Here is an 18,437-nt window from a genome sequence, read left to right as displayed (position 1 = left end):
GAGCGCATCATGGCGATCGTCGAAACAGGACCGGTTGCGACGGCGGAACCGGCCGCCGTCGTGCCGCGCAGAGCCGCGCGCTCGACATGGGCGCGCCTCAAGCCGACGGTGCTTGCGCTGATCGTGCCGCTGCTGCTGCTTGCCTTCTGGCAGGTGGCGACCACCCAGCAATGGACCCGGCTGATCCCGACTCCCTACGCGGTCGGCGAGTACATGATCGATTTCGCCGTGGGCGGCATCTACGACGACGCCTACTCCGCAACATTGACCACCCACCTTCTGGCCTCGATGAGCCGCGTCTATGGCGGCTTTGCGCTGGCTGCCCTCTTCGCCCTGCCGATCGGCATCCTGATCGGCCGGGTGCCGAGCGCGCGCATGCTGCTCGATCCCTTCCTGCAGGTGATGCGGCCCATCCCGGTCACGGCCTGGCTACCGCTGTCGATGATCCTGTTCGGGCTGGGCGCCAAGTCGGCTTTCGCGTTGGTCTGCCTGGGCGCCTTCTACCCGATCCTGCTCAACACGATCTTCGGCGTGCGCTCGGTCGATCCCAAGCTGTTCGAGGCCGCCTCGATGCTGGGCTGCCGCGGCAACGCCCAGTTCTACAAGGTGGTGCTGCCGGCTGCGACGCCGTCGATCTTCACCGGCCTGCGGCTCGGCCTCGGCCTCGCCTGGTTCGTCATCGTCGTCGGCGAGATGACCGGCGTGCCGGAGGGGCTGGGCGCCGTGATCATGGACGGCCGCACCCTGTCGCGCACCGAACTGGTGATTTGCGGCATGATCGTGATCGGGCTCGCGGGCTACCTGTCCGACCGCGTCGTCGTGGCGCTCGGCAACTACCTTCTGCGCTGGAGCCCCAACCATCATGGCTGAGTCCGCCACTCCCATCGTCGAGATCAAGGGCGTGTCCAAGGTCTTTCAGCTACAGGACCAGACGATCCATGCGCTCTCGGGCGCCAACCTCTCGATCAACAAGGGCGAGTTCATCTGCCTGATCGGCGCCTCGGGCTGCGGCAAGTCCACCCTGCTCCGCATCATGGCCGGTTTCGACCAGCCTTCATCGGGAGAGGCGCTCATGTGGGGCCGCCCGATCGTCGGGCCGGATCCGTCGCGCGGCATGGTCTTCCAGGACTACGCGCTGTTTCCGTGGCTGAGCGTGCGCGCCAATATCGGCTTCGGCCCGGCCGCGCGCGGCCTGGGCGCCGCCGAGGTGAAGCAGATCGTCGACAAGTTCATCGACCTGGTGGGCCTCGCCAAGTTCGCCAACGCCTATCCGCACCAGCTCTCGGGCGGCATGAAGCAGCGCGTGGCCATCGCCCGCGTTCTCGCCAACGATGCCGAGCTGGTGCTGATGGACGAGCCGTTCGGCGCCCTCGATGCCATGACGCGGGAACGGCTGCAGGACGAGCTTCTGGACATCTGGGAGCGCACCAAGCTCACCGTCGTGTTCGTCACTCACGCGGTCGAGGAAGCGATCCTGCTGGCCAACCGCGTGGTGGTGATGACACCCGGCCCCGGCCGCATCGAAAGCGATAACATGCTGGATCTTCCGCGGCCGCGCGACGTGGCCAGCCCTGAATTCAATGCCATCCGCCGCGTGCTGAGCGCCAAGCTGCACAGCCATCACGGCAAGAAGGCGGCCTGACCGGCCGGCCCTAATCCGGACGCTTCTCCGGGTAGGCCGGGAGGCCGTCGGCGCTCTTCACCCACGACAGGCCTGACGCCCGCCATGTGTGGGATTTCGGCGGTGCCCGTTCGGGATCGTCGAGCGAGCAGGTCGTCACGTCGACCTCGTCGGCATGGTCGTCGGACTGGAAGGCGAGCGCGGTGCCGCACGCCCCGCAGAAGCTTCGCGTCGCAGACCCGGAGGATCGGAAGCGCGCCGGCTCGCCGGCAACGATCCGGAAGTGGCCGGCCTTGACGGTGAACCACGCCACGATCGGCGCGCCACTGGTCCGGCGGCAGATCGAGCAGTGGCACAGCGTCGCATGCCACGGCGTACCGCCGGCCTCGTAGCGGACGGCCCCGCAGAAACAACCGCCTTTCAGCATCGCCACCTCCGTCGTGACCGTAGGGCTATCGCATGTGAGACAAAGGTCCCTCACTGCGTTCGGGATGACAGCGTTTTCTGCATCGACGCACGGCGCCAATCCCAGAAAAATTGTCATCCCGAACGCAGTGAGGGACCTTTCGCCTTCTTGAAAAGTGTACTTCAACTGCGGTTCAGGTCACATGCGATAGCCTTGGTCGTGACCGGGACGCCGGACCTCACTTCCCGCAATAGGCCTCGATCCGATAGCCATCAGGGTCGATCACGAAGGCCGCATAGTAGGTCGCGCTGTAGTCCGGACGAAGGCCTGGCTTGCCGTTGTCGCTGCCGCCGCTCTTGAGCGCCGCTGCATGGAACGCGTCGACCGACTTCCGATCCTTCGCAACGAAGCAGAAATGCAGGCCGGATTCCATGTCGGCCTTCACAGGCTTCGCCGCCTTGCCGATCCACAGGCCGACTTCCTTCTCACCGTAGCCCAGCGAGGTCTCGCCGTCGCTCAGGCGCGCATAACCGAGTGGCTCCAGCGCGGCGTCATAGAACTTCCGGGTGCGGGCGATGTCGGCGACGCCGATGGACACATGGTCGAACATGGCAATTCCCTCCTTTATAACTATATAACCGGTCATATGGTTATTCGGACACGCGTTCCTTGTCAACCGGACAACCGGTTAGTAAGTCCCATCGATGAATCGCCCGGACCTCTGCCTCGACTTCGCCAACACGCGTTACTGGCGTGGCCAGGACTCCCCTACGGAGACGCTGAAAACGCCGGCGGATCTGGCAGCCTGGGCCAAGGCGCCGAAGCCTCCCGCCCCCAAAGAGTTCGAGCGCGCGCTCGAGCTGCGCGAGACGATCCATCGCCTGTTCGACGCCGTGGCCCAGGGCAAGGCGCCCGCGGCCCGCGATTTCGAGGGTCTGAATGCGGCGTTGGCCGGGGCGCCGTCACGTACGGTCCTGAAGCGCGGCAAGGAGACGTTCGACTGGGAGGTCGACATGCGATCGGGCACGGCGCTGGCCCTCCTCGCGCCCGTCCTGTGGTCGGCGGGTGACCTGCTGGCGAGCGCCAAGCTGGACAAGGTCCGGCGCTGCGCCAACCCGGACTGCCTCTACCTGTTTCTCGACGAAAGCCGGGCCGGAAAACGGCGCTGGTGCACCATGTCGTCCTGCGGCAACCGCGCCAAGGCCAAGCGCCATTACCACAAGGCCAAACAGGCATAGAAAAAGGGCCCCAAAGAAGGGGCCCTTGTTACTGCGGCGTGGGCTTTCGAGCCTCAGAAGGCGCTGTCGCCCACCTGCGTTAAGCGCGGAGCGCTTAACGCAGGATCGACTGGAGCTTCATGGCGACGCCCATGTCGCCTTCGATCTTGAGCTTGCCGGTCATGAACGCGCTCATGCCGTCGAGCTTGCCCTCGATCAGGTCGGCGAAGTCGCTGAAGTCCATCTTGATGGTGCAGTCGGCGGCCGTGTCGTCGTTGGTGACGCTGGGCGGATTCTGGTTGCCGTCGATAAGAACGACGCCCTGATCCGTGGCGAACTTGACGCTGCTGCCGAAGGCCGACTTCTTCGAAGCGCCTTCCTTCATTTTCGCGGTGATTTCCTGCAAGGTCATGAGCGTGTTCCTCCCGTCGGCAATGGTCCGGGGGGATTACTTGACCTTTACGTAAACGTCAACTACAGGCCGGTAAACGGTCGTTCAATCGGAGGAAACATGACCTATAGCTCGGTCTTCAAACCGGGACTGTTTGAGGGCCGGACCGTCATGGTGACCGGCGGCGGCAGCGGCATCGGCCGTTGCACGGCGCACGAGATCGCAGCGCTGGGCGCCCATGTGGTCATCACCGGCCGCAAACAGGAAAAGCTCGACACGGTGAAGGCCGAGATCGAGACAGCAGGCGGCAGCTGCGAGACGCATATCTTCGACATCCGCGAGGAAGCCCAGGTCAAGGAAGCGGTCGCCGCGATCGTCGCGAAGAACGGCCGCATCCACGGCCTGTTCAATAATGCCGGCGGCCAGTTCCCCTCCCCCGCGGCATCGCTCAGCGCCAAGGGCTTCGACGTGGTGGTGCGCAACAACCTGACGGGCGGTTTCATCGTGAGCCGCGAGGTGTTCACGCAGTCGATGCAGAACCACGGCGGCTCGATCGTCAACATGACGGCGGACTACCGCAACGGCTTCCCCAACATGGCTGCGCGCGCCGGCATGGCGAACCTCACCATGACGCTGGCCTTCGAATGGGCGGCGGCCGGCGTGCGCGTGAACTCGGTGGCGCCCGGCTGGATCGCCTCCTCGGGCATGGACACCTATACCGGCGACTTCAAGGAACAGATCCCCAAGCTCAAGGGCTACTGCCCGCTGGGCCGTCTCGGCACCGAAAGCGAAGTCTCCGCCGCCGTCTGTTTCCTGCTGAGCGACGCCTCGGCCTACATCACCGGCACGGAGATCCGCATCGACGGCGGCGTGCCGCTCGCCAACCGCTCGGTCGACCTGCCGGCCACGGACAGATCGAAGCCGTTCGACGGCTTCCATCTCGCCACGACGCCCAAGGTCCTGGGCGGCTGAGGACGACATGCCGATCCTCGAGAGCCAGGTCGATCGCAACAGCGACGAGTTCAAGCAGAACCGCGAACGCATGCTCGCCGCCATCGCCGAATTCCGCGAGGCCGAAGCCAGCGTCCAGGCGGCCTCCGAGACATCGCGCGAGCGCTTCGCCAAGCGCAAGCAGTTGATGCCACGCGAACGCATCGCGCTGCTGCTGGATCGTGGCGCCCCCTTCCTCGAGCTGATGCCGCTCGCCGGCTACCGCATGCACGACGACAAGGACGGGTCTAGCGCCGGCGGCGGCTCGGTCGCGGGCATCGGCTATGTCGAGGGCGTGCGCTGCGTCGTGACGGCCTCGAACAGCGCCATCAAGGGCGGCACCGTGGCGCCCTCCGGCCAGCGCAAGGGCCAGAGGGTCCAGCAGATCGTCATGGAGAACAAGCTGCCGGTCGTGAACCTGGTGGAATCCGGCGGCGCCAACCTGCTCTACCAGGCCGAGATCTTCGTGCCCGGCGGCCGCGGCTTCGCCAACCAGGCGCGCATGTCGGCCCGCGGTATCCCGCAGGTCACCGTGGTCCATGGCTCCTCGACGGCGGGCGGCGCCTATCTGCCGGGCCTCTCCGACTACGTCATCATGGTGCGCAACCAGGCCAAGGTGTTCCTGGCCGGGCCGCCGCTGCTCAAGGCCGCGACCGGCGAGATCGCGACCGACGAGGAGCTGGGGGGTGCGGAGATGCACGCCACCGTCTCCGGCGTCGCCGAATGGATGGCCGAGAACGACGCCGACGGCATCCGCATGGCGCGCGACGTGATCGCCAAATGGCACTGGAACGACCGCCTGCCGCCGCGCGCGGAGCGGACGTTCAAGGAGCCGCTCTACGACGTCGAGGAGCTGTGCGGCGTCGTTCCGCCGTCGCACAAGGATCCCTACGACGTGCGCGAGGTGATCGCGCGCCTCGTCGACGGGTCGGACTTCCTCGAGTTCAAGGCGCTGTTCGACCAGCAGACGATCTGTGGCTGGGCCGCCATCGAGGGCGAGCCGGTGGCGCTGATCGGCAACAACGGCCCGATCACCGCCAAGGGCGCCGTCAAGGCGGCCCAGTTCATCCAGCTCTGCTGCCAGCAGGGCACGCCCATCGTCTACCTGCAGAACACGACCGGCTACATGGTCGGCACCGAGAGCGAGCGCGGCGGCATCGTCAAGCACGGCTCTAAGATGATCCAGGCGGTCGCCAACGCGACCGTGCCGCAGATCACCATCGTGATCGGCGGCAGCTTCGGCGCCGGGAACTACGGCATGTGCGGCCGCGCCTTCGACCCGCGCTTCATCTTCGCCTGGCCCAACAGCCGCACCGCCGTGATGGGCGGCGAGCAGGCGGCCGGTGTCATGAAGACCGTGACCGAGCAGAAATTCCTGCGCGAGGGCAAGGAGCCGCCCCGGGAGCAGATCGACAAGATGTTCAAGGGCATCGTCGACCAGTTCGAGCGCGAATCGACCGCCCTCTACGGCACCGCCCACCTGTGGGACGACGCCATCATCGATCCGCGCGACACACGCCGGGTCCTGGCCTTCACTTTGTCGATCGCCCGCGAATCGATCGTGCGACCGCTCAATCCCATCTCCTTCGGCGTGGCCCGTATGTAGGGCGAGGATGTAAGCAATGAAGTTCACCCCCGAGCACGAGGCGCTGCGCCAGACCTGGAAGACGCTGATCGATCGCGAGATCAATCCGCATGTCGACCAGTGGGAGAAGGACGGCCAGTTCCCGGCCCATGAACTCTTCAAGAAGATGGGCGATGCCGGTCTTCTCGGCGTCGACAAGCCCGTCGAGTTCGGCGGCTCGGGCCTCGACTTCTCCTATGCCATGGTCTGCGCCGAATCGCTGGGCTGGGTGAATGGCGGCTCGATCCCCATGGCCACCGGCGTGCAGATCTCGATGGCGACGCCCGCCCTCGCCCGTTACGGCAGCGATGAGCTGCGGAAGGAATTCCTCAGCCCCTCGATCACCGGCGACTACGTGGCCTGCCTCGGCGTCTCGGAGACCGGCGCCGGATCCGACGTCGCCTCGATCAAGACCACGGCGCGGAGGGTCGGCGGCGACTGGGTAATCAACGGCGGCAAGATGTGGACGACCAACGGCGCCCAAGCCGACTGGATGTGCCTACTGGCCAGCACCGACGACGGACCCGCCCACAAGAACAAGTCGCTGATCGTCGTGCCCATGAAGACCAAGGGCATCGAGATCGCCAAGAAGCTCGACAAGCTCGGCATGCGCGCCTCCGACACCGTCCAGACCTTCTTCGACGAGGTGAAGGTGCCGGTGCGCTACACGATCGGCCAGCCCGGCATGGGCTTCACCTATCAGATGCAGCAGTTCCAGGAGGAGCGGCTGTGGGCCGGGGCGGGCTCGCTCAACACGTGTGAGCGGCTGATCGACGCCACCATCGAGTACACGCGCGAACGCAAGGTCTTCGGCAAGCCGCTGCTGGACAACCAGGTGATCCATTTCCGCCTGGCCGAACTCAAGAGCGAGGTCGAGGCGCTGCGCTCCATCGTGTACCGCGCCTGCGAGGACTATCTCGCCGGCAAGGACGTCACCATGCTGGCCTCGATGGGCAAGCTGAAGGCCGGCCGCCTGCGCCGCGAGGTCTCCGACGCCTGCCTGCAATACTGGGGCGGCGCCGGCTATCTCTGGGACAATCCGGTCGCCCGCGGCTACCGCGACGGCCGCCTCGGCTCGATCGGCGGCGGCGCCGACGAGGTCATGCTGCAGATCATCTCCAAGCTGATGGGCACGCTCCCTCGGCTGGGCAATCGCTAGGAGCCCGCCATGCAGTTCACCCAGGAACATGACGAGATCCGCCGCACTTTACGGGCGATCATCGAGCGGGACATCAATCCGCATGTGGACCAGTGGGAAGAGGCCGGCATCTTCCCCGCCCACGAGGTCTTCAAGAAGCTGGGCAACGCCGGCCTGCTCGGCATCAACAAGGCTACCGAATTCGGCGGCATGGGCCTCGATTATTCCTACGCCATGGTGATGGCCGAGGAGCTGGGTCACATCCATTGCGGCTCGGTGCCGATGGCGATCGGCGTTCAGACCGACATGGCGACGCCGGCGCTGGCCCGTCACGGCAGCGACGAGCTGCGCCGGGATTTTCTCAGCCCCTCGATCGCCGGCGACTATGTGGCCTGCCTCGGCGTCTCCGAGGTCGGCGCCGGCTCCGACGTCGCCTCGATCAAGACGACGGCGCGCCGTGTCGGCGGCGACTGGGTGATCAACGGCGGCAAGATGTGGACCACCAACGGCACGCAGGCCGACTGGATGTGCCTGCTGGCCAGCACCGGTGAAGGCCCGATGCACAAGAACAAGTCGCTGATCTGCCTGCCGATGAAGACCAAGGGCGTCCAGGTCGTGAAGCAGCTCGACAAGCTCGGCATGCGCTCCTCCGACACCGCGCAGATCTTCCTCGACGAGGTGAAGGTGCCGGTGCGGAACCTGATCGGCCAGGAGGGCATGGGCTTCATCTACCAGATGCAGCAGTTCCAGGAGGAGCGGCTGTGGGGCGCGATCAGCGCCGTCGTCGGCATGGAGCGGCTGATCGACCAGACCATCGAGTACACCCGCGAGCGCAAGGTGTTCGGCCGGCCCCTGCTCGACAATCAGGTGATCCATTTCAAGCTGGCTGAGCTGCGCACCGAGATCGAGCTGGTGCGCTCGCTCTGCTACCGGGCCTGCGAGGAGTATCTCGACGGCACCGATGTCACGATGCTGGCCTCGATGGCCAAGCTGAAGGCCGGCCGCATGGTGCGCCTGGTGACCGACGGCTGCCTGCAATACTGGGGCGGCGCCGGTTACCTGTGGGAATCGCCCACGGCCCGCGCCTTCCGCGACTCGCGCCTCGCCTCGATCGGCGGCGGCGCCGACGAAGTGATGCTGCAGATCATCTCCAAGCACATGGGCACCCTGCCGCGTTTGGAGAATCGATAAATTGCGCACTGCCGTCGCAGCAACAACACTGTCATCCCGAGCGCAGCGAGGGACCTTTACTGCTTCAGCACAAGGGTCCCTCGCTGCGCTCGGGATGACAATGCGTGGCGCGGTAACGGACGTGCGCCACGGAGGAGTTTGTAATGACTGAATTCGCCGACACGTACGAAGCCCTCCTCCTCCGTCGCGAGCGCTCGCGTCTCTACGTGACGCTCAACCGGCCCGAGGTGAAGAATGCGCTCAATCCGACGCTGATCGAAGAGCTGAAGTCGGTGTTCGGCATCCTGCGCGAGCGTCGCGACATCAAGGTCGTGATCCTGCGCGGCGCGGGCGGCACTTTCTGCGCCGGCGCCGACCTCAAGAACATGGAGCAGAGCTTCACCGACAAGCCCAAGCCCGGCGAGAAGGATCCGATCGCCGTCTGGAACCGCCAGTTCGGCGCGTTTCTCGAGATGCTGAACGGCACGCCGCAGGTGGTCGTGGCGGCGGTCGAGGGCTACGCCATCGCCGGCGGCTTCGGCATCCTCTGTGTCTCCGACGTGGCGATCTGCACCGAGGGCGCGGGCTTTGCCATGAGCGAGACGGCCATCGGCATCGTGCCGGCCCAGATCGCGCCCTTCGTCGCACAGCGCATCGGCGTGCCGCAGACGCGGCACCTGGCCCTCACGGCGGCGCGCTTCAAGGGCCCCGAGGCGCTGCGGCTCGGCATCGCCCACTATCTGGTGGCCGACTCGGCCGCCCTTGATGCCAAGCTGGAAGAGGTGCTGAAGCAGATCGACAAGTGCGCGCCCATCGCCAACGCGCTCACCAAACAGGTGGTGATGAAGGTCGGGACCGAGCCGCTGTCGGCCGTGCTCGACTTCGCCGCCGACAAGTTCGCCGAGGCACGGCGCGGCCCCGAGGCGTCCGAGGGACTGCGCGCCTTCGCCGAGAAGCGGCCGCCGCGTTGGGCCATCGAGTGATGACCTTCTCCAAGATCCTGGTCGCCAACCGCGGCGAGATTGCCTGGCGGGTGATGCGGACCGCGAAGGCGATGGGCTATCGCACGGTCGCGGTCTATTCCGATGCCGACAGGGACGCGCCGCACGTCGCCTTCGCCGACGAGGCGGTGCGTATCGGCCCGTCTCCCGTGGGCGAAAGCTATCTCAGTATCGATCGCATCCTGGAGGCCGCGCACAGGAGCGGTGCCGACGCGATCCATCCCGGTTACGGTTTCCTGTCGGAGAACGAGGCCTTCGCGGCGGCCTGCGAAAAGGCCGGCCTCACCTTCATCGGGCCTCCGCCGGCGGCCATCGCCGCGATGGGCAACAAGGCGGCCGCCAAGCGGCGCATGATCGACGCTGGCGTGCCCTGCGTGCCGGGCTACCAGGGCGCCGACCAGAGAGACGCCAACCTCGAAGCCGAAATGCGCAAGATCGGCCTGCCGGTCATGGTCAAGGCCGCGGCCGGCGGCGGCGGGCGCGGCATGCGTCTCGTCCAGGACGAGAGCGACCTGCTGGAGGGGATCCGGACCGCCCGCACGGAGGCAGAGAGCGCCTTTGGCTCGGGTGAGCTGATCCTCGAGAAGGCCGTCGTCGATGCGCGGCATGTCGAGATCCAGGTCTTTGCCGATGCCCACGGCGACGTCATTCATCTCGGCGAGCGCGACTGCTCGGTGCAGCGCCGGCATCAGAAGGTGATCGAGGAAGCGCCCTCGCCCGCCGTCGATGCTACCCTTCGCGACCGCATGGGCGCCGCGGCCGTGGCCGCCGCGCGGGCGATCGACTATCGCGGCGCCGGCACGGTCGAGTTCCTCCTGGGGGCCGACGGCGCCTTCTATTTCCTGGAGATGAACACCCGGCTGCAGGTCGAGCATCCGGTGACCGAAGCCATAACCGGCCTCGACCTGGTCGAATGGCAGCTCCGCGTCGCGCGCGGCGAGCACCTGCCGCTGCGCCAGGAGCAGGTGACGTTCACCGGCCACGCCATTGAGGTGCGCCTGTACGCCGAGGACGCCTATGCCGGCTTCCTGCCGCAGACCGGACGCATCGACGTCTGGCGTCCGGCGACCGGCCCTAGCGTCCGCATCGATCACGGCATGAAGGATGGGCTGGCGATCTCGCCCTACTACGATCCGATGATCGCCAAGGTGATTGCCCACGGCGCCACGCGCGAGGAAGCAAGGGTGCGCCTCGTCCGCGCCCTTGCCGAAACGGTCGTGCTCGGACCGACCACCAACCGGCATTTCCTGATCCGCCTGCTGGAGCATCCGGACTTCGCGGCCGGCGAGGCCACGACCGCCTTCCTGACCACGCACGAGTTCGCCGCCCCGGCGATCAGCGACGCGCATTGGACCGCCGCGGCAAACCTGCTGTGGCAGGCCTCGGCGAAGAAGTACCCCCCGTCGATGCGCGGCTGGCGCAACTCGAACCCCGAGCCGACGCCGATCCGGCTGGCGGCAGGCGGCGCGGAGCGCTTGGTGCAGGTCCGCGAACCCGATCCCGTCGAGGCTCCGTTCCACATCGACGGCAACGACGTCATCCTCGATATCGATGCGCTCACCGTCCGGTTCACCGACAGAACCTACGCCCCGCCCGAAACGGCGGCAGCCGGCAGCGACGGCAAGCTGCGCGCGCCCATGGACGGCCGCATCGTGTCGATCCAGGTCATGCCGGGCGAAAAGGTCAGCCGTGGCCAGACGCTGATCGTGCTGGAGGCCATGAAAATCCAGCATCAGCTCAAGGCGGCGCTCGACGCGAGAATCGAAGCGATCTCCGTCCAGGAAGGCCAGCAGGTCTCGAACCGGACCGTGCTCGCGACGATGGGCCCCTGCATTGGCTCAGTTTGAACTCAACGCTCATCACCCCAAGAGGTTGTGATGCCGAATTGCCGACCTCGGACTTTCCAAGTCCCTTACGCGCACCATGAGCATTTGCACTACTATAAGGTGTATGTCAGAGTTAAAACTGCCATAGGGGAGAGCAACTATCCATGAAGATTGACGATGACCACATGTACCATGGCGCTGCACTGATTCAGATTGCAGAGCACCCCGAGTTCACGGCTATCAATTCAGCGAAACTGAAGGGTGTGGTCCAAGAAAATACCTTTCAAGTAAATCAGAGCGTCGCAATTCACCTCAAATATGCTTCGAAGCCTAACAAAGCTCACAGCGAGTATGTCTTCACCTTCCACAAGCATCACCTTCAGATGCTTAAGGCGCTCGAGCAGAAGTCAGATAAAGTGTTTATTGGCCTCGTTTGCGTCGAAGCCCGTCAGATCTGCTGTATTTCCCATAGAGAGCTAGAAGACTTAATCGCGACGCGCGAAGCAAAAAAAGGCGCCCCGGAAGACCAATATACTCTGCTAGTGACCGTCCCATCAGGCAAGCAGTTCCGCGTATACATGAACGCGCCCGGACAGAAGAAGACCAGCATCGGCAGCTTCACGGTGCCTCGCAATGCCTTTCCAGGGTGCATCTTTTCCTAGTCGTAAGCTCCCTTGCTAGGATGGCATTGAACGAGTTGTGACGCTAGGCTCCTCCCAACAAGAGAAGTTCTGGGAGGAATTGCCATGCTGCGTAGAGTTGCCCTCGCCTTGATGGCCGTGGCTGCCGCGGGGCCCGCCTTCGGTCAGGCTTATCCGAACAAACCCATCAACCTGATCGTGCCCTTCGCCGCCGGGGGCCCGACCGACGTCATGGCGCGCATCGTCGGCGAGCGCATGGCCAAGGAGCTTGGCCAGCAGATGGTGATCGACAACGTCACGGGCGCGGCCGGCTCCATTGCCATGGGCAAGCTCGCCCGTTCGGCGCCGGACGGCTACACGATCGGCATCGGCCATCTCGGCACCAACGTCGTGAACGGCGCGATCTACAAGAACCTGAACTACGATCTGATCAACGATCTCGAGCCGATCGCCCTTCTGCCCTCCAACCCATTGCTGGTGGTGACCTCGAACCAGGTACCGGCCAAGGACCTCAAGGAGCTCGTGGCCTATCTCAAGGCCAACGCCGACAAGATCTCGGGCGGCACGGCCGGACTTGGTTCCGGTTCGCATATCGGCGCGCTGGCCTTCTTCGCGGTGACCGGCACCAACTACCAGCTCGTGCCCTATCGCGGCACCGGCCCCGCCGTGCAGGACCTGATCGCCAACCAGATCCAGGTCATGATCGACCAGTCGTCGAATTCGCTGCCGCACATCCGCGCCGGCAAACTCAAGGTCTACGCCGTCACCGCCAGGCAGCGCACCGCCGCGGCGCCCGATATCCCGACGACCGCCGAAGCGGGCTTCCCCGGCATCGAGGTCGCGATCTGGCACGGGCTCTGGGCCCCCAAGGGCACGCCCAAGGAGATCGTCGAGAAGCTCAACGCAGCCGCCATCAAGGCCCTGCAGGACCCGGAGATCCGCAGCAAGCTCGAGAATCTCGGCCAGGACATCCCGACGCCCGAGCAGATGAAAGCCGACGCGTTCGGCGCCTACCAGAAGGCGGAGTTCGCCAAATGGAAGCCGATCATCGACAAGGCCGGCGTAAAGGTGGAGTGAGGCGCGCCCCTCACGACGCGAAGGAAGGCGGCACCGGGCATGGGGGCAGGAGCTTCTCCAGCACCTTCGCGATGCCGAGCAGCTTCGCCTCGCCCCAGCGCTTGCCGGTGAGCTGCAGGCCGATCGGCAGCCCCTCGTTCGAGAAGCCGCAGGGCAGCACGATGGACGGTTGGCCCGTCAGGTTGGCCAGGAAGTTGTAGGCGGTGCCGGCGAAGAAATACGGGTGCTCGACGCCGTCGACCTTGAGCGGCAGTTTCTGCGACTGGCGGACGAAGGCCGCATCCGGCATCACGGGCATCAGCCAGGCATCGTAGTCGTCGAGGAAGGTCTCGCACTGACGCACGATGCGGTCCCGCCGGTCGAGCACGGCGAAGAACTGGGCCATGCTGAGACGCGCGGCGCGGGCGACGGATCGCCTGGTCGGATCGGGTGACTCGAGCCTGTCGAAATGCCGCTCGCGCTCGGCAAGCGGCTTTTCGCTCTGGATCATGTACTGGAACAGGTCCGACCAGTCGTCCCAGCCCTGCTGCCAGTCGAGGCCTTCGGGCTGGGCCTGCTTCACCCGCGCGCCGGCTTTCGACAGCAGCCTCGCCGTCGCCTCGACGACCGACGCCGTAGCGGCCGACACCGGCACCAGTGGATTGCTCGTCAGGACGGCAATGCGCAGGCCCTTGGCCGCGATTTTGGGTGTCGGCCCCAGCGGCACGGGCGCCGCCTCGGTCTCGTAGCCGTCCGGCCCGGCGATGATGCGCAGCGCCAGCTCGAGATCGTCGATCGAACGCGCCAGCGGCCCGAACGTGCCCATGTAGCGGGTACTTCGCGTCGTCCCCGGAAGGTCCGGCACATGCCCACGGCCCGGCACGCGCCACTCGGTGGGCTTCAGCGAGAAGATGCCGTTGAAGTGCGCGGGATTGCGCACTGAACCGCCGATGTCGCTGCCGATCTCCAGTGGCGACAGGCGGGTCGCCACCGCGACGCCGCCACCGCCCGTGGAGCCGCCCGGCGTCCGGGTTTCATCCCACGGATTGAGTGTCGTGCCGAAGATCGGGCTGTCCGTCTGAAAATCTGCGCAGAGTTCCGGCACATTGGTCTTGCCCAGGATCACGGCGCCCGCCGCCCGCAACCGCGCGACGACGCTCGCATCCTCGCGGGCGACGTTGTCCGCGAGCGGCGGATGGCTCGAGGTCGTCTTCAGGCCGGCTACGTCGAACGCTTCCTTGATCGTGATCGGCACACCGTGCAGTGCCGCGAGGTCCTTGCCTTTGCCGCGCGCACGATCGGCGGCGCGGGCGGCCTTCATGGCGCCCGCCTCGTCGACCAGAACCAGCGCCTTGAGCGGCCCGTTCACACGCGCGATCCGATCGAGATGCGCCTGGGTCGCCTCCACCGAGCTCAACCGTCCGTTTCGTATGGCGCGTGCAAGTCGCGTCGCCGTTTCGAAGCACGGATTCATGCATGCCTCCCTTGAGTGCCGCGACACTAGCCGCCGCTGCCCCCGCCCGGCTATAGAGCCCGAAGATTTCTTGGGGACGCCATGAGCTTGGCTAGCAAAACACTGTTCGTGACCGGCGGAAGCCGGGGCATCGGACTGGCCATCGCGTTGAGGGCCGCGCGCGACGGCGCCAACATCGCCATCGCCGCGAAGACGGTGACGCCTGACCCGCGCCTGCCCGGCACGATCTTCACCGCGGCGGAGGAGATCGAGAAGGCCGGTGGCAAGGCGCTGCCGCTCGCCTGCGACATCCGCGACGAGCAGAGCGTCGACAAGGCCGTGGCCGAGACCGTCGCGAAGTTCGGCGGCATCGATATCCTGGTGAACAATGCCAGCGCCATCAGCCTGACCGGCACGCTCGCCACGCCGATGAAGCGTTACGACCTGATGCACCAGATCAATGCGCGCGGCACCTTCATGGTCTCGCAGAAGTGCATCCCGCACCTGCTGAAGGCCGCCAACCCGCACGTGCTGAACCTGTCGCCGCCGCTCGACTTCGACGTCAAGTGGTTCGCCAATCACGCGGCCTACACGCTCGCCAAGTACGGCATGTCGGTTTTCGCCTGGGCGATGGCTGAAGAGTTCAAGGACAAGGGCGTCGCCTTCAACTGCCTGTGGCCGCGCACCGCCATCGCAACCGCCGCCATCCAGAACATCCTGGGCGGCGAGGAAGGCATGAAGCAGTGCCGCAAGCCTGAGATCATGGCCGATGCCGCGCACGCAATCTTCAGCCGCCCGTCGCGCGACTGCACAGGCAACTTCTTCATCGATGACGAGGTGCTGGCCGCGGAGGGCGTCACCGATTTCGACCAGTACGCCGTCTCGCCCGGCACCCCGCTGATGCCCGACTTCTTCGTGCCCGCCCCCGGCGCGCGCACCGTCGTCGGCAAGGCCTAGCGCGTGGCGACGTTTCTGCTGGTCCATGGGGCCTGCACCGGTGGCTGGTGCTGGGAGAAGGTCGTCCCCCTGCTGGAAGCGGCCGGCCACAAGGCCTGCGCGCCCGACCTGCCCGGTCTCGGCAACGACCAGACACCACCCGCCAATGTCACCCTCGCCGACAATGTCGAGAAGCTGGCGCGCCTCCTCGACAAGATGGAGGAGCAGGTCATCCTGGTCGGCCATTCGCTGGGCGGCGTCACGATCAGCCAGCTCGCCGAGGCGCGGCGGCGCAAGATCAAGGCGCTGGTCTATGTCTGCGCCCTGCTGCCGACCTCGGGCAAGAGCGGCAGGGACATGACCGCACTCGAACCGGACGCGATGTTCCGGCTGTCACGGCAGGTCAGCCCCGACGGCAAGACCTACACCTTCGCGCGCGACAAGCTGCCGACCCTGTTCTACGCCGACGTCTCGCCGGAGGATCGCTACAAGGCGATGCAGCGGCTGCGACCGCAGCCGCTCGCCATCTCGACGACGCCGGTGACCCTCACCGAGGACCGCTTCGGTTCGGTGCCGCGCTGGTACATCGAATGCACCCACGACAACGCCATCCGTATCGCCCTGCAGCGCACCATGGCGAAGGAAACCGCGTGCAAGGTGCTTCGGCTGGAGAGCGGGCACTCGCCGTTCTTCAGCAATCCGGAAGAACTCGTCGAGCATCTGGAGATGATTGCGGCGGCGCGTTCAGACGCGCCGGCGGGCGGCAGCGCCTTCTGAGGCGCGGGAGCCCGCACGGTTCCAATTGCGCACCTAGTCAAAAAAAGCGAACGCCCTCGCCTCGATGCTCTGCCGTGGCCGCGGATTGGCGGGCGACGTCGGATCGTCGAAGGCGGAATGGAGCGAGAAACGCGCGCGGCCGTCCTTCAGCGAGTCGTAGCACTTGATGAGGATCGCCTCGTCGCGCGTCATCTTCGGAAAATAGAACCAGCGGTGATCGGCGTTGTAGACGCCCTGATATATCTCGCCGGTGCGATCGGCATAGACGAGGTCGCAGACCGCGAGGTCGCGCGGCGCGATGCTCTCGGAGTCCACGAAGCCCAGCGGCGCCATCTCCACCGGTTCGTGATCGATGCTGCGCCAGACATTGTACTCGGCGAAGCGCTTCTTCAGACGCCGTTCGGCCTCTTCGGGCGGCAGCAGGTCGCGAACCCGCTGCGGCCCTGACTTCTCGGTGTAGTCGTTGTGCACGCTCCGCACCGGTGTCCGGAGGCCGCGCTCGACGGCGCGATCGGCGGTACGCACCGTATGGTCGAACACCACCACCTTCGACGCACCGGTTTCGCGCTTGATCAACGCCTCGACCTCGGCGTGGTACTTCGTGCGCACTTCCTCTTCGTCGTAGAAGTCGCGCACGTCGGTGTCATGGTGGGTCAGAATGAAGGCTTGGCGGTCGAGCGAGAGATCCCGCGCGATCGGACGGGCATCATGGATGCGGACCGTGAAGTCTCGATAGTTTCCGTCCCGGCGCGGCAGGCCCGTGCCATGCGGCGGATTATAAGTCACCGGCTTGACGCTGAGATCGGCGAGGTAGTTCACCGGCGCATCGACCCAGCCTGTGAGCGGCGGCCACGCAACAATGGATTCAGCGGTTCGAACGTCGACCATGGTTTCACCCGTGACTTGTGTTTGCTCCCCTTAGGTCGTGTGGCTTTAGCCGCTTGCCACCCCTCGGGCTCACGAGAAGAATTCATGGGGTCATGTCGGTTCAGGCTGCGAGTTCGAGGATCTCCATGACCTGTTCCGGTCCCTTGATGGGCCGCGGATTGTTGAGCACCGCCCGGTCGTGCATCGACTTCTCGGCGATCTCGCGGAAACGGTCCTTGCCGACGCCGACTTCTGAAAGGCGCCCCGGCAGGCCGAGCGCCTTCACCAGCCCTTCCACCAGGTCTCCCGCCGCCACCCCGGGCTGTCCAAAGGCCTCCCCCACCCGCTGCTGGCGCTCGGCGTTGGCTGGCAGGTTCCAGCGCAGCACCGACGGCAGCATGACGCAGGACGTATGGCCGTGCGGCACATGGCAGGCGGCACCCAGGACATGGCCGATCCCGTGGCTGGCACCCACGCCGACGCCCGACGTACCGGCGCCGATCGACAGCCACATGCCGAACTGGAGATCGAGCCGCGTCGCCATGTCGTCCGGATTGGCCTTGTGCGCCGGCAGGGCGCGGGCGAGCAGCTTCAGCGCCTCGGTGGCGGTGCCCAGCACGAAGGGATGCGCCTGCTGCGAGCACAGTCGCTCGACCGCATGGTCGACCGCCTTCAGGCCGGTCGAGAGCATCAGGTCCATGGGCGTGGCCAGGGTAGCCGCGGGATCGAGCACGATGACCCGCGGCACGATCAGGCGATGGCCGAAGCTCTCCTTGATGCCCTTGCGCGGATCGGAGATGCCGGCGTAGGCATTGAACTCAGCCGCCGACAGCGTCGTCGGCACGGCGATCATGCGGATCGCGTCGGCCGGCGGCTTGATGGCTTCCGACGGCAGCGCGGCGCCTTCCTTGGGCTTGCCGGCCCCATAGGCGTCCAGCTCATCCACCGTGGTCACGTTCTGCCACAGCGCGATCAGGATGGTCTTGGTGGCATCGATCACCGAGCCGCCGCCTACCGCCACGATCAGGTCGGCACCGGCCGCGCGCGCCATCGCAGCGCCCTCGACGACGCAGGGCCGCGGCGAATGCGCCGTGATCCCCGCATAGGTCCCCGCGTGCAGGTCGCCCAGCCCGTCGATCACCGACGCCAGAAGCGCGCTCTGCGCCACCGACTTCGAGGTCGTGATGAACACCTTCCTCGCCCCGAGCCGCTCGGCCTCGGCGCGCAACGCGACGCCCGCCGGCCTGCCATAGACCACGCGCTCGATGTCCTGATGTCCGTGGATACCGTTCAGCATGTTCTTGCTCTCTCTTTGTCATCCTG

Annotated in this window: 19 protein-coding genes; 13 read left to right on the top strand and 6 right to left on the bottom strand. The window is 65.9% G+C overall.

All coding sequences use genetic code 11. From position 1 onward, the window contains the following. Positions 1-9 precede the first annotated feature (9 nt). A complete protein-coding gene (locus tag ACO07K_RS06980; protein ID WP_422035185.1) occupies positions 10-870 on the top strand; it encodes an ABC transporter permease in 861 nt (286 codons plus the stop codon). Beyond that, the gene (locus tag ACO07K_RS06975; protein WP_422035184.1) at positions 863-1,642 is read left to right on the top strand and encodes an ABC transporter ATP-binding protein; all 780 of its coding nucleotides are present in this window, start codon (positions 863-865) and stop codon (positions 1,640-1,642) included. Before ACO07K_RS06980 ends, ACO07K_RS06975 begins: the two co-directional genes overlap by 8 nt. A gap of 10 nt (positions 1,643-1,652) precedes the next feature. Here ACO07K_RS06975 and ACO07K_RS06970 read toward each other — a convergent pair whose 3' ends face one another. Then, positions 1,653-2,048 (bottom strand): GFA family protein, encoded by a 396-nt coding sequence (locus ACO07K_RS06970; RefSeq protein ID WP_422035183.1) that lies wholly within the window; start codon positions 2,046-2,048, stop codon positions 1,653-1,655. A gap of 217 nt (positions 2,049-2,265) precedes the next feature. Beyond that, on the bottom strand, positions 2,266-2,637 hold the full coding sequence (locus ACO07K_RS06965; protein WP_422035182.1) for a VOC family protein: 372 nt from the start codon (positions 2,635-2,637) through the stop codon (positions 2,266-2,268). Between the two features lie 94 nt (positions 2,638-2,731). On the opposite strand from ACO07K_RS06965, the gene ACO07K_RS06960 reads away from it, so the two are divergent. After that, positions 2,732-3,265, top strand: a complete 534-nt coding sequence (locus tag ACO07K_RS06960; protein ID WP_422035181.1) for a CGNR zinc finger domain-containing protein — start codon at positions 2,732-2,734, stop codon at positions 3,263-3,265. A gap of 94 nt (positions 3,266-3,359) precedes the next feature. Here the strand turns inward: ACO07K_RS06960 and ACO07K_RS06955 are convergent, their stop codons facing one another. Continuing rightward, on the bottom strand, positions 3,360-3,656 hold the full coding sequence (locus tag ACO07K_RS06955) for an SCP2 sterol-binding domain-containing protein (RefSeq protein WP_422035180.1): 297 nt from the start codon (positions 3,654-3,656) through the stop codon (positions 3,360-3,362). Between the two features lie 99 nt (positions 3,657-3,755). Between ACO07K_RS06955 and ACO07K_RS06950 the strand changes: the two genes are divergently transcribed. From ACO07K_RS06950 to ACO07K_RS06915, 8 genes are all read left to right on the top strand, one after another. Continuing rightward, on the top strand, positions 3,756-4,607 hold the full coding sequence (locus ACO07K_RS06950) for an SDR family oxidoreductase (protein WP_422035179.1): 852 nt from the start codon (positions 3,756-3,758) through the stop codon (positions 4,605-4,607). 7 nt (positions 4,608-4,614) lie between these two features. Next, on the top strand, positions 4,615-6,231 hold the full coding sequence (locus ACO07K_RS06945) for an acyl-CoA carboxylase subunit beta (RefSeq protein ID WP_422035177.1): 1,617 nt from the start codon (positions 4,615-4,617) through the stop codon (positions 6,229-6,231). Positions 6,232-6,247: 16 nt separating this feature from the next. Next, positions 6,248-7,408 carry an acyl-CoA dehydrogenase family protein gene (locus ACO07K_RS06940; RefSeq protein WP_422035176.1) on the top strand — a complete coding sequence of 387 codons (1,161 nt, stop codon included), beginning with the start codon at positions 6,248-6,250 and terminating at the stop codon, positions 7,406-7,408. 9 nt (positions 7,409-7,417) lie between these two features. Further along, on the top strand, positions 7,418-8,578 hold the full coding sequence (locus ACO07K_RS06935; RefSeq protein WP_422035175.1) for an acyl-CoA dehydrogenase family protein: 1,161 nt from the start codon (positions 7,418-7,420) through the stop codon (positions 8,576-8,578). A 143-nt stretch (positions 8,579-8,721) separates the two neighbouring features. Beyond that, positions 8,722-9,540, top strand: a complete 819-nt coding sequence (locus ACO07K_RS06930; RefSeq protein WP_422035174.1) for an enoyl-CoA hydratase/isomerase family protein — start codon at positions 8,722-8,724, stop codon at positions 9,538-9,540. Beyond that, entirely contained in the window at positions 9,540-11,405 is a 1,866-nt protein-coding gene (locus ACO07K_RS06925) for an acetyl/propionyl/methylcrotonyl-CoA carboxylase subunit alpha (protein ID WP_422035173.1), read from the top strand. The genes ACO07K_RS06930 and ACO07K_RS06925 overlap by 1 nt, the downstream gene beginning before the upstream one ends. Before the next feature lie 143 nt (positions 11,406-11,548). Continuing rightward, a complete protein-coding gene (locus tag ACO07K_RS06920) occupies positions 11,549-12,046 on the top strand; it encodes a hypothetical protein (RefSeq protein ID WP_422035172.1) in 498 nt (165 codons plus the stop codon). An 84-nt stretch (positions 12,047-12,130) separates the two neighbouring features. Beyond that, complete coding sequence (locus tag ACO07K_RS06915) at positions 12,131-13,102, top strand: Bug family tripartite tricarboxylate transporter substrate binding protein (RefSeq protein ID WP_422035171.1); 972 nt, start codon at positions 12,131-12,133, stop codon at positions 13,100-13,102. A gap of 10 nt (positions 13,103-13,112) precedes the next feature. On the opposite strand, the gene ACO07K_RS06910 is transcribed toward ACO07K_RS06915, so the two are convergent. Beyond that, on the bottom strand, positions 13,113-14,555 hold the full coding sequence (locus ACO07K_RS06910) for an amidase (protein ID WP_422035170.1): 1,443 nt from the start codon (positions 14,553-14,555) through the stop codon (positions 13,113-13,115). An 81-nt stretch (positions 14,556-14,636) separates the two neighbouring features. Between ACO07K_RS06910 and ACO07K_RS06905 the strand changes: the two genes are divergently transcribed. After that, positions 14,637-15,491, top strand: coding sequence for an SDR family oxidoreductase (locus ACO07K_RS06905; RefSeq protein ID WP_422035169.1), 855 nt, complete (start codon positions 14,637-14,639; stop codon positions 15,489-15,491). A 3-nt stretch (positions 15,492-15,494) separates the two neighbouring features. After that, positions 15,495-16,247, top strand: coding sequence for an alpha/beta fold hydrolase (locus ACO07K_RS06900; RefSeq protein WP_422035168.1), 753 nt, complete (start codon positions 15,495-15,497; stop codon positions 16,245-16,247). Between the two features lie 33 nt (positions 16,248-16,280). Here the strand turns inward: ACO07K_RS06900 and ACO07K_RS06895 are convergent, their stop codons facing one another. Both ACO07K_RS06895 and ACO07K_RS06890 read right to left on the bottom strand, forming a co-directional pair. Beyond that, positions 16,281-17,135 (bottom strand): CmcJ/NvfI family oxidoreductase, encoded by an 855-nt coding sequence (locus ACO07K_RS06895; protein WP_422035167.1) that lies wholly within the window; start codon positions 17,133-17,135, stop codon positions 16,281-16,283. A 100-nt stretch (positions 17,136-17,235) separates the two neighbouring features. After that, on the bottom strand, positions 17,236-18,411 hold the full coding sequence (locus ACO07K_RS06890) for an iron-containing alcohol dehydrogenase (RefSeq protein WP_422035166.1): 1,176 nt from the start codon (positions 18,409-18,411) through the stop codon (positions 17,236-17,238). Positions 18,412-18,437: the final 26 nt, after the last annotated feature.

This window comes from Reyranella sp., from assembly GCF_965228225.1.
Classification (GTDB): domain Bacteria; phylum Pseudomonadota; class Alphaproteobacteria; order Reyranellales; family Reyranellaceae; genus Reyranella.
This window is presented reverse-complemented; position numbering and strand designations above follow the sequence as displayed.

Coding starts and splice junctions, on each gene's coding strand:
- ACO07K_RS06980 (WP_422035185.1), top strand. CDS start 10: ATGGCGATCGTCGAAACAGGACCGGTTGCGACGGCGGAACCGGCCGCC.
- ACO07K_RS06975 (WP_422035184.1), top strand. CDS start 863: ATGGCTGAGTCCGCCACTCCCATCGTCGAGATCAAGGGCGTGTCCAAG.
- ACO07K_RS06970 (WP_422035183.1), bottom strand. CDS start 2,048: ATGCTGAAAGGCGGTTGTTTCTGCGGGGCCGTCCGCTACGAGGCCGGC.
- ACO07K_RS06965 (WP_422035182.1), bottom strand. CDS start 2,637: ATGTTCGACCATGTGTCCATCGGCGTCGCCGACATCGCCCGCACCCGG.
- ACO07K_RS06960 (WP_422035181.1), top strand. CDS start 2,732: ATGAATCGCCCGGACCTCTGCCTCGACTTCGCCAACACGCGTTACTGG.
- ACO07K_RS06955 (WP_422035180.1), bottom strand. CDS start 3,656: ATGACCTTGCAGGAAATCACCGCGAAAATGAAGGAAGGCGCTTCGAAG.
- ACO07K_RS06950 (WP_422035179.1), top strand. CDS start 3,756: ATGACCTATAGCTCGGTCTTCAAACCGGGACTGTTTGAGGGCCGGACC.
- ACO07K_RS06945 (WP_422035177.1), top strand. CDS start 4,615: ATGCCGATCCTCGAGAGCCAGGTCGATCGCAACAGCGACGAGTTCAAG.
- ACO07K_RS06940 (WP_422035176.1), top strand. CDS start 6,248: ATGAAGTTCACCCCCGAGCACGAGGCGCTGCGCCAGACCTGGAAGACG.
- ACO07K_RS06935 (WP_422035175.1), top strand. CDS start 7,418: ATGCAGTTCACCCAGGAACATGACGAGATCCGCCGCACTTTACGGGCG.
- ACO07K_RS06930 (WP_422035174.1), top strand. CDS start 8,722: ATGACTGAATTCGCCGACACGTACGAAGCCCTCCTCCTCCGTCGCGAG.
- ACO07K_RS06925 (WP_422035173.1), top strand. CDS start 9,540: ATGACCTTCTCCAAGATCCTGGTCGCCAACCGCGGCGAGATTGCCTGG.
- ACO07K_RS06920 (WP_422035172.1), top strand. CDS start 11,549: ATGAAGATTGACGATGACCACATGTACCATGGCGCTGCACTGATTCAG.
- ACO07K_RS06915 (WP_422035171.1), top strand. CDS start 12,131: ATGCTGCGTAGAGTTGCCCTCGCCTTGATGGCCGTGGCTGCCGCGGGG.
- ACO07K_RS06910 (WP_422035170.1), bottom strand. CDS start 14,555: ATGAATCCGTGCTTCGAAACGGCGACGCGACTTGCACGCGCCATACGA.
- ACO07K_RS06905 (WP_422035169.1), top strand. CDS start 14,637: ATGAGCTTGGCTAGCAAAACACTGTTCGTGACCGGCGGAAGCCGGGGC.
- ACO07K_RS06895 (WP_422035167.1), bottom strand. CDS start 17,135: ATGGTCGACGTTCGAACCGCTGAATCCATTGTTGCGTGGCCGCCGCTC.
- ACO07K_RS06890 (WP_422035166.1), bottom strand. CDS start 18,411: ATGCTGAACGGTATCCACGGACATCAGGACATCGAGCGCGTGGTCTAT.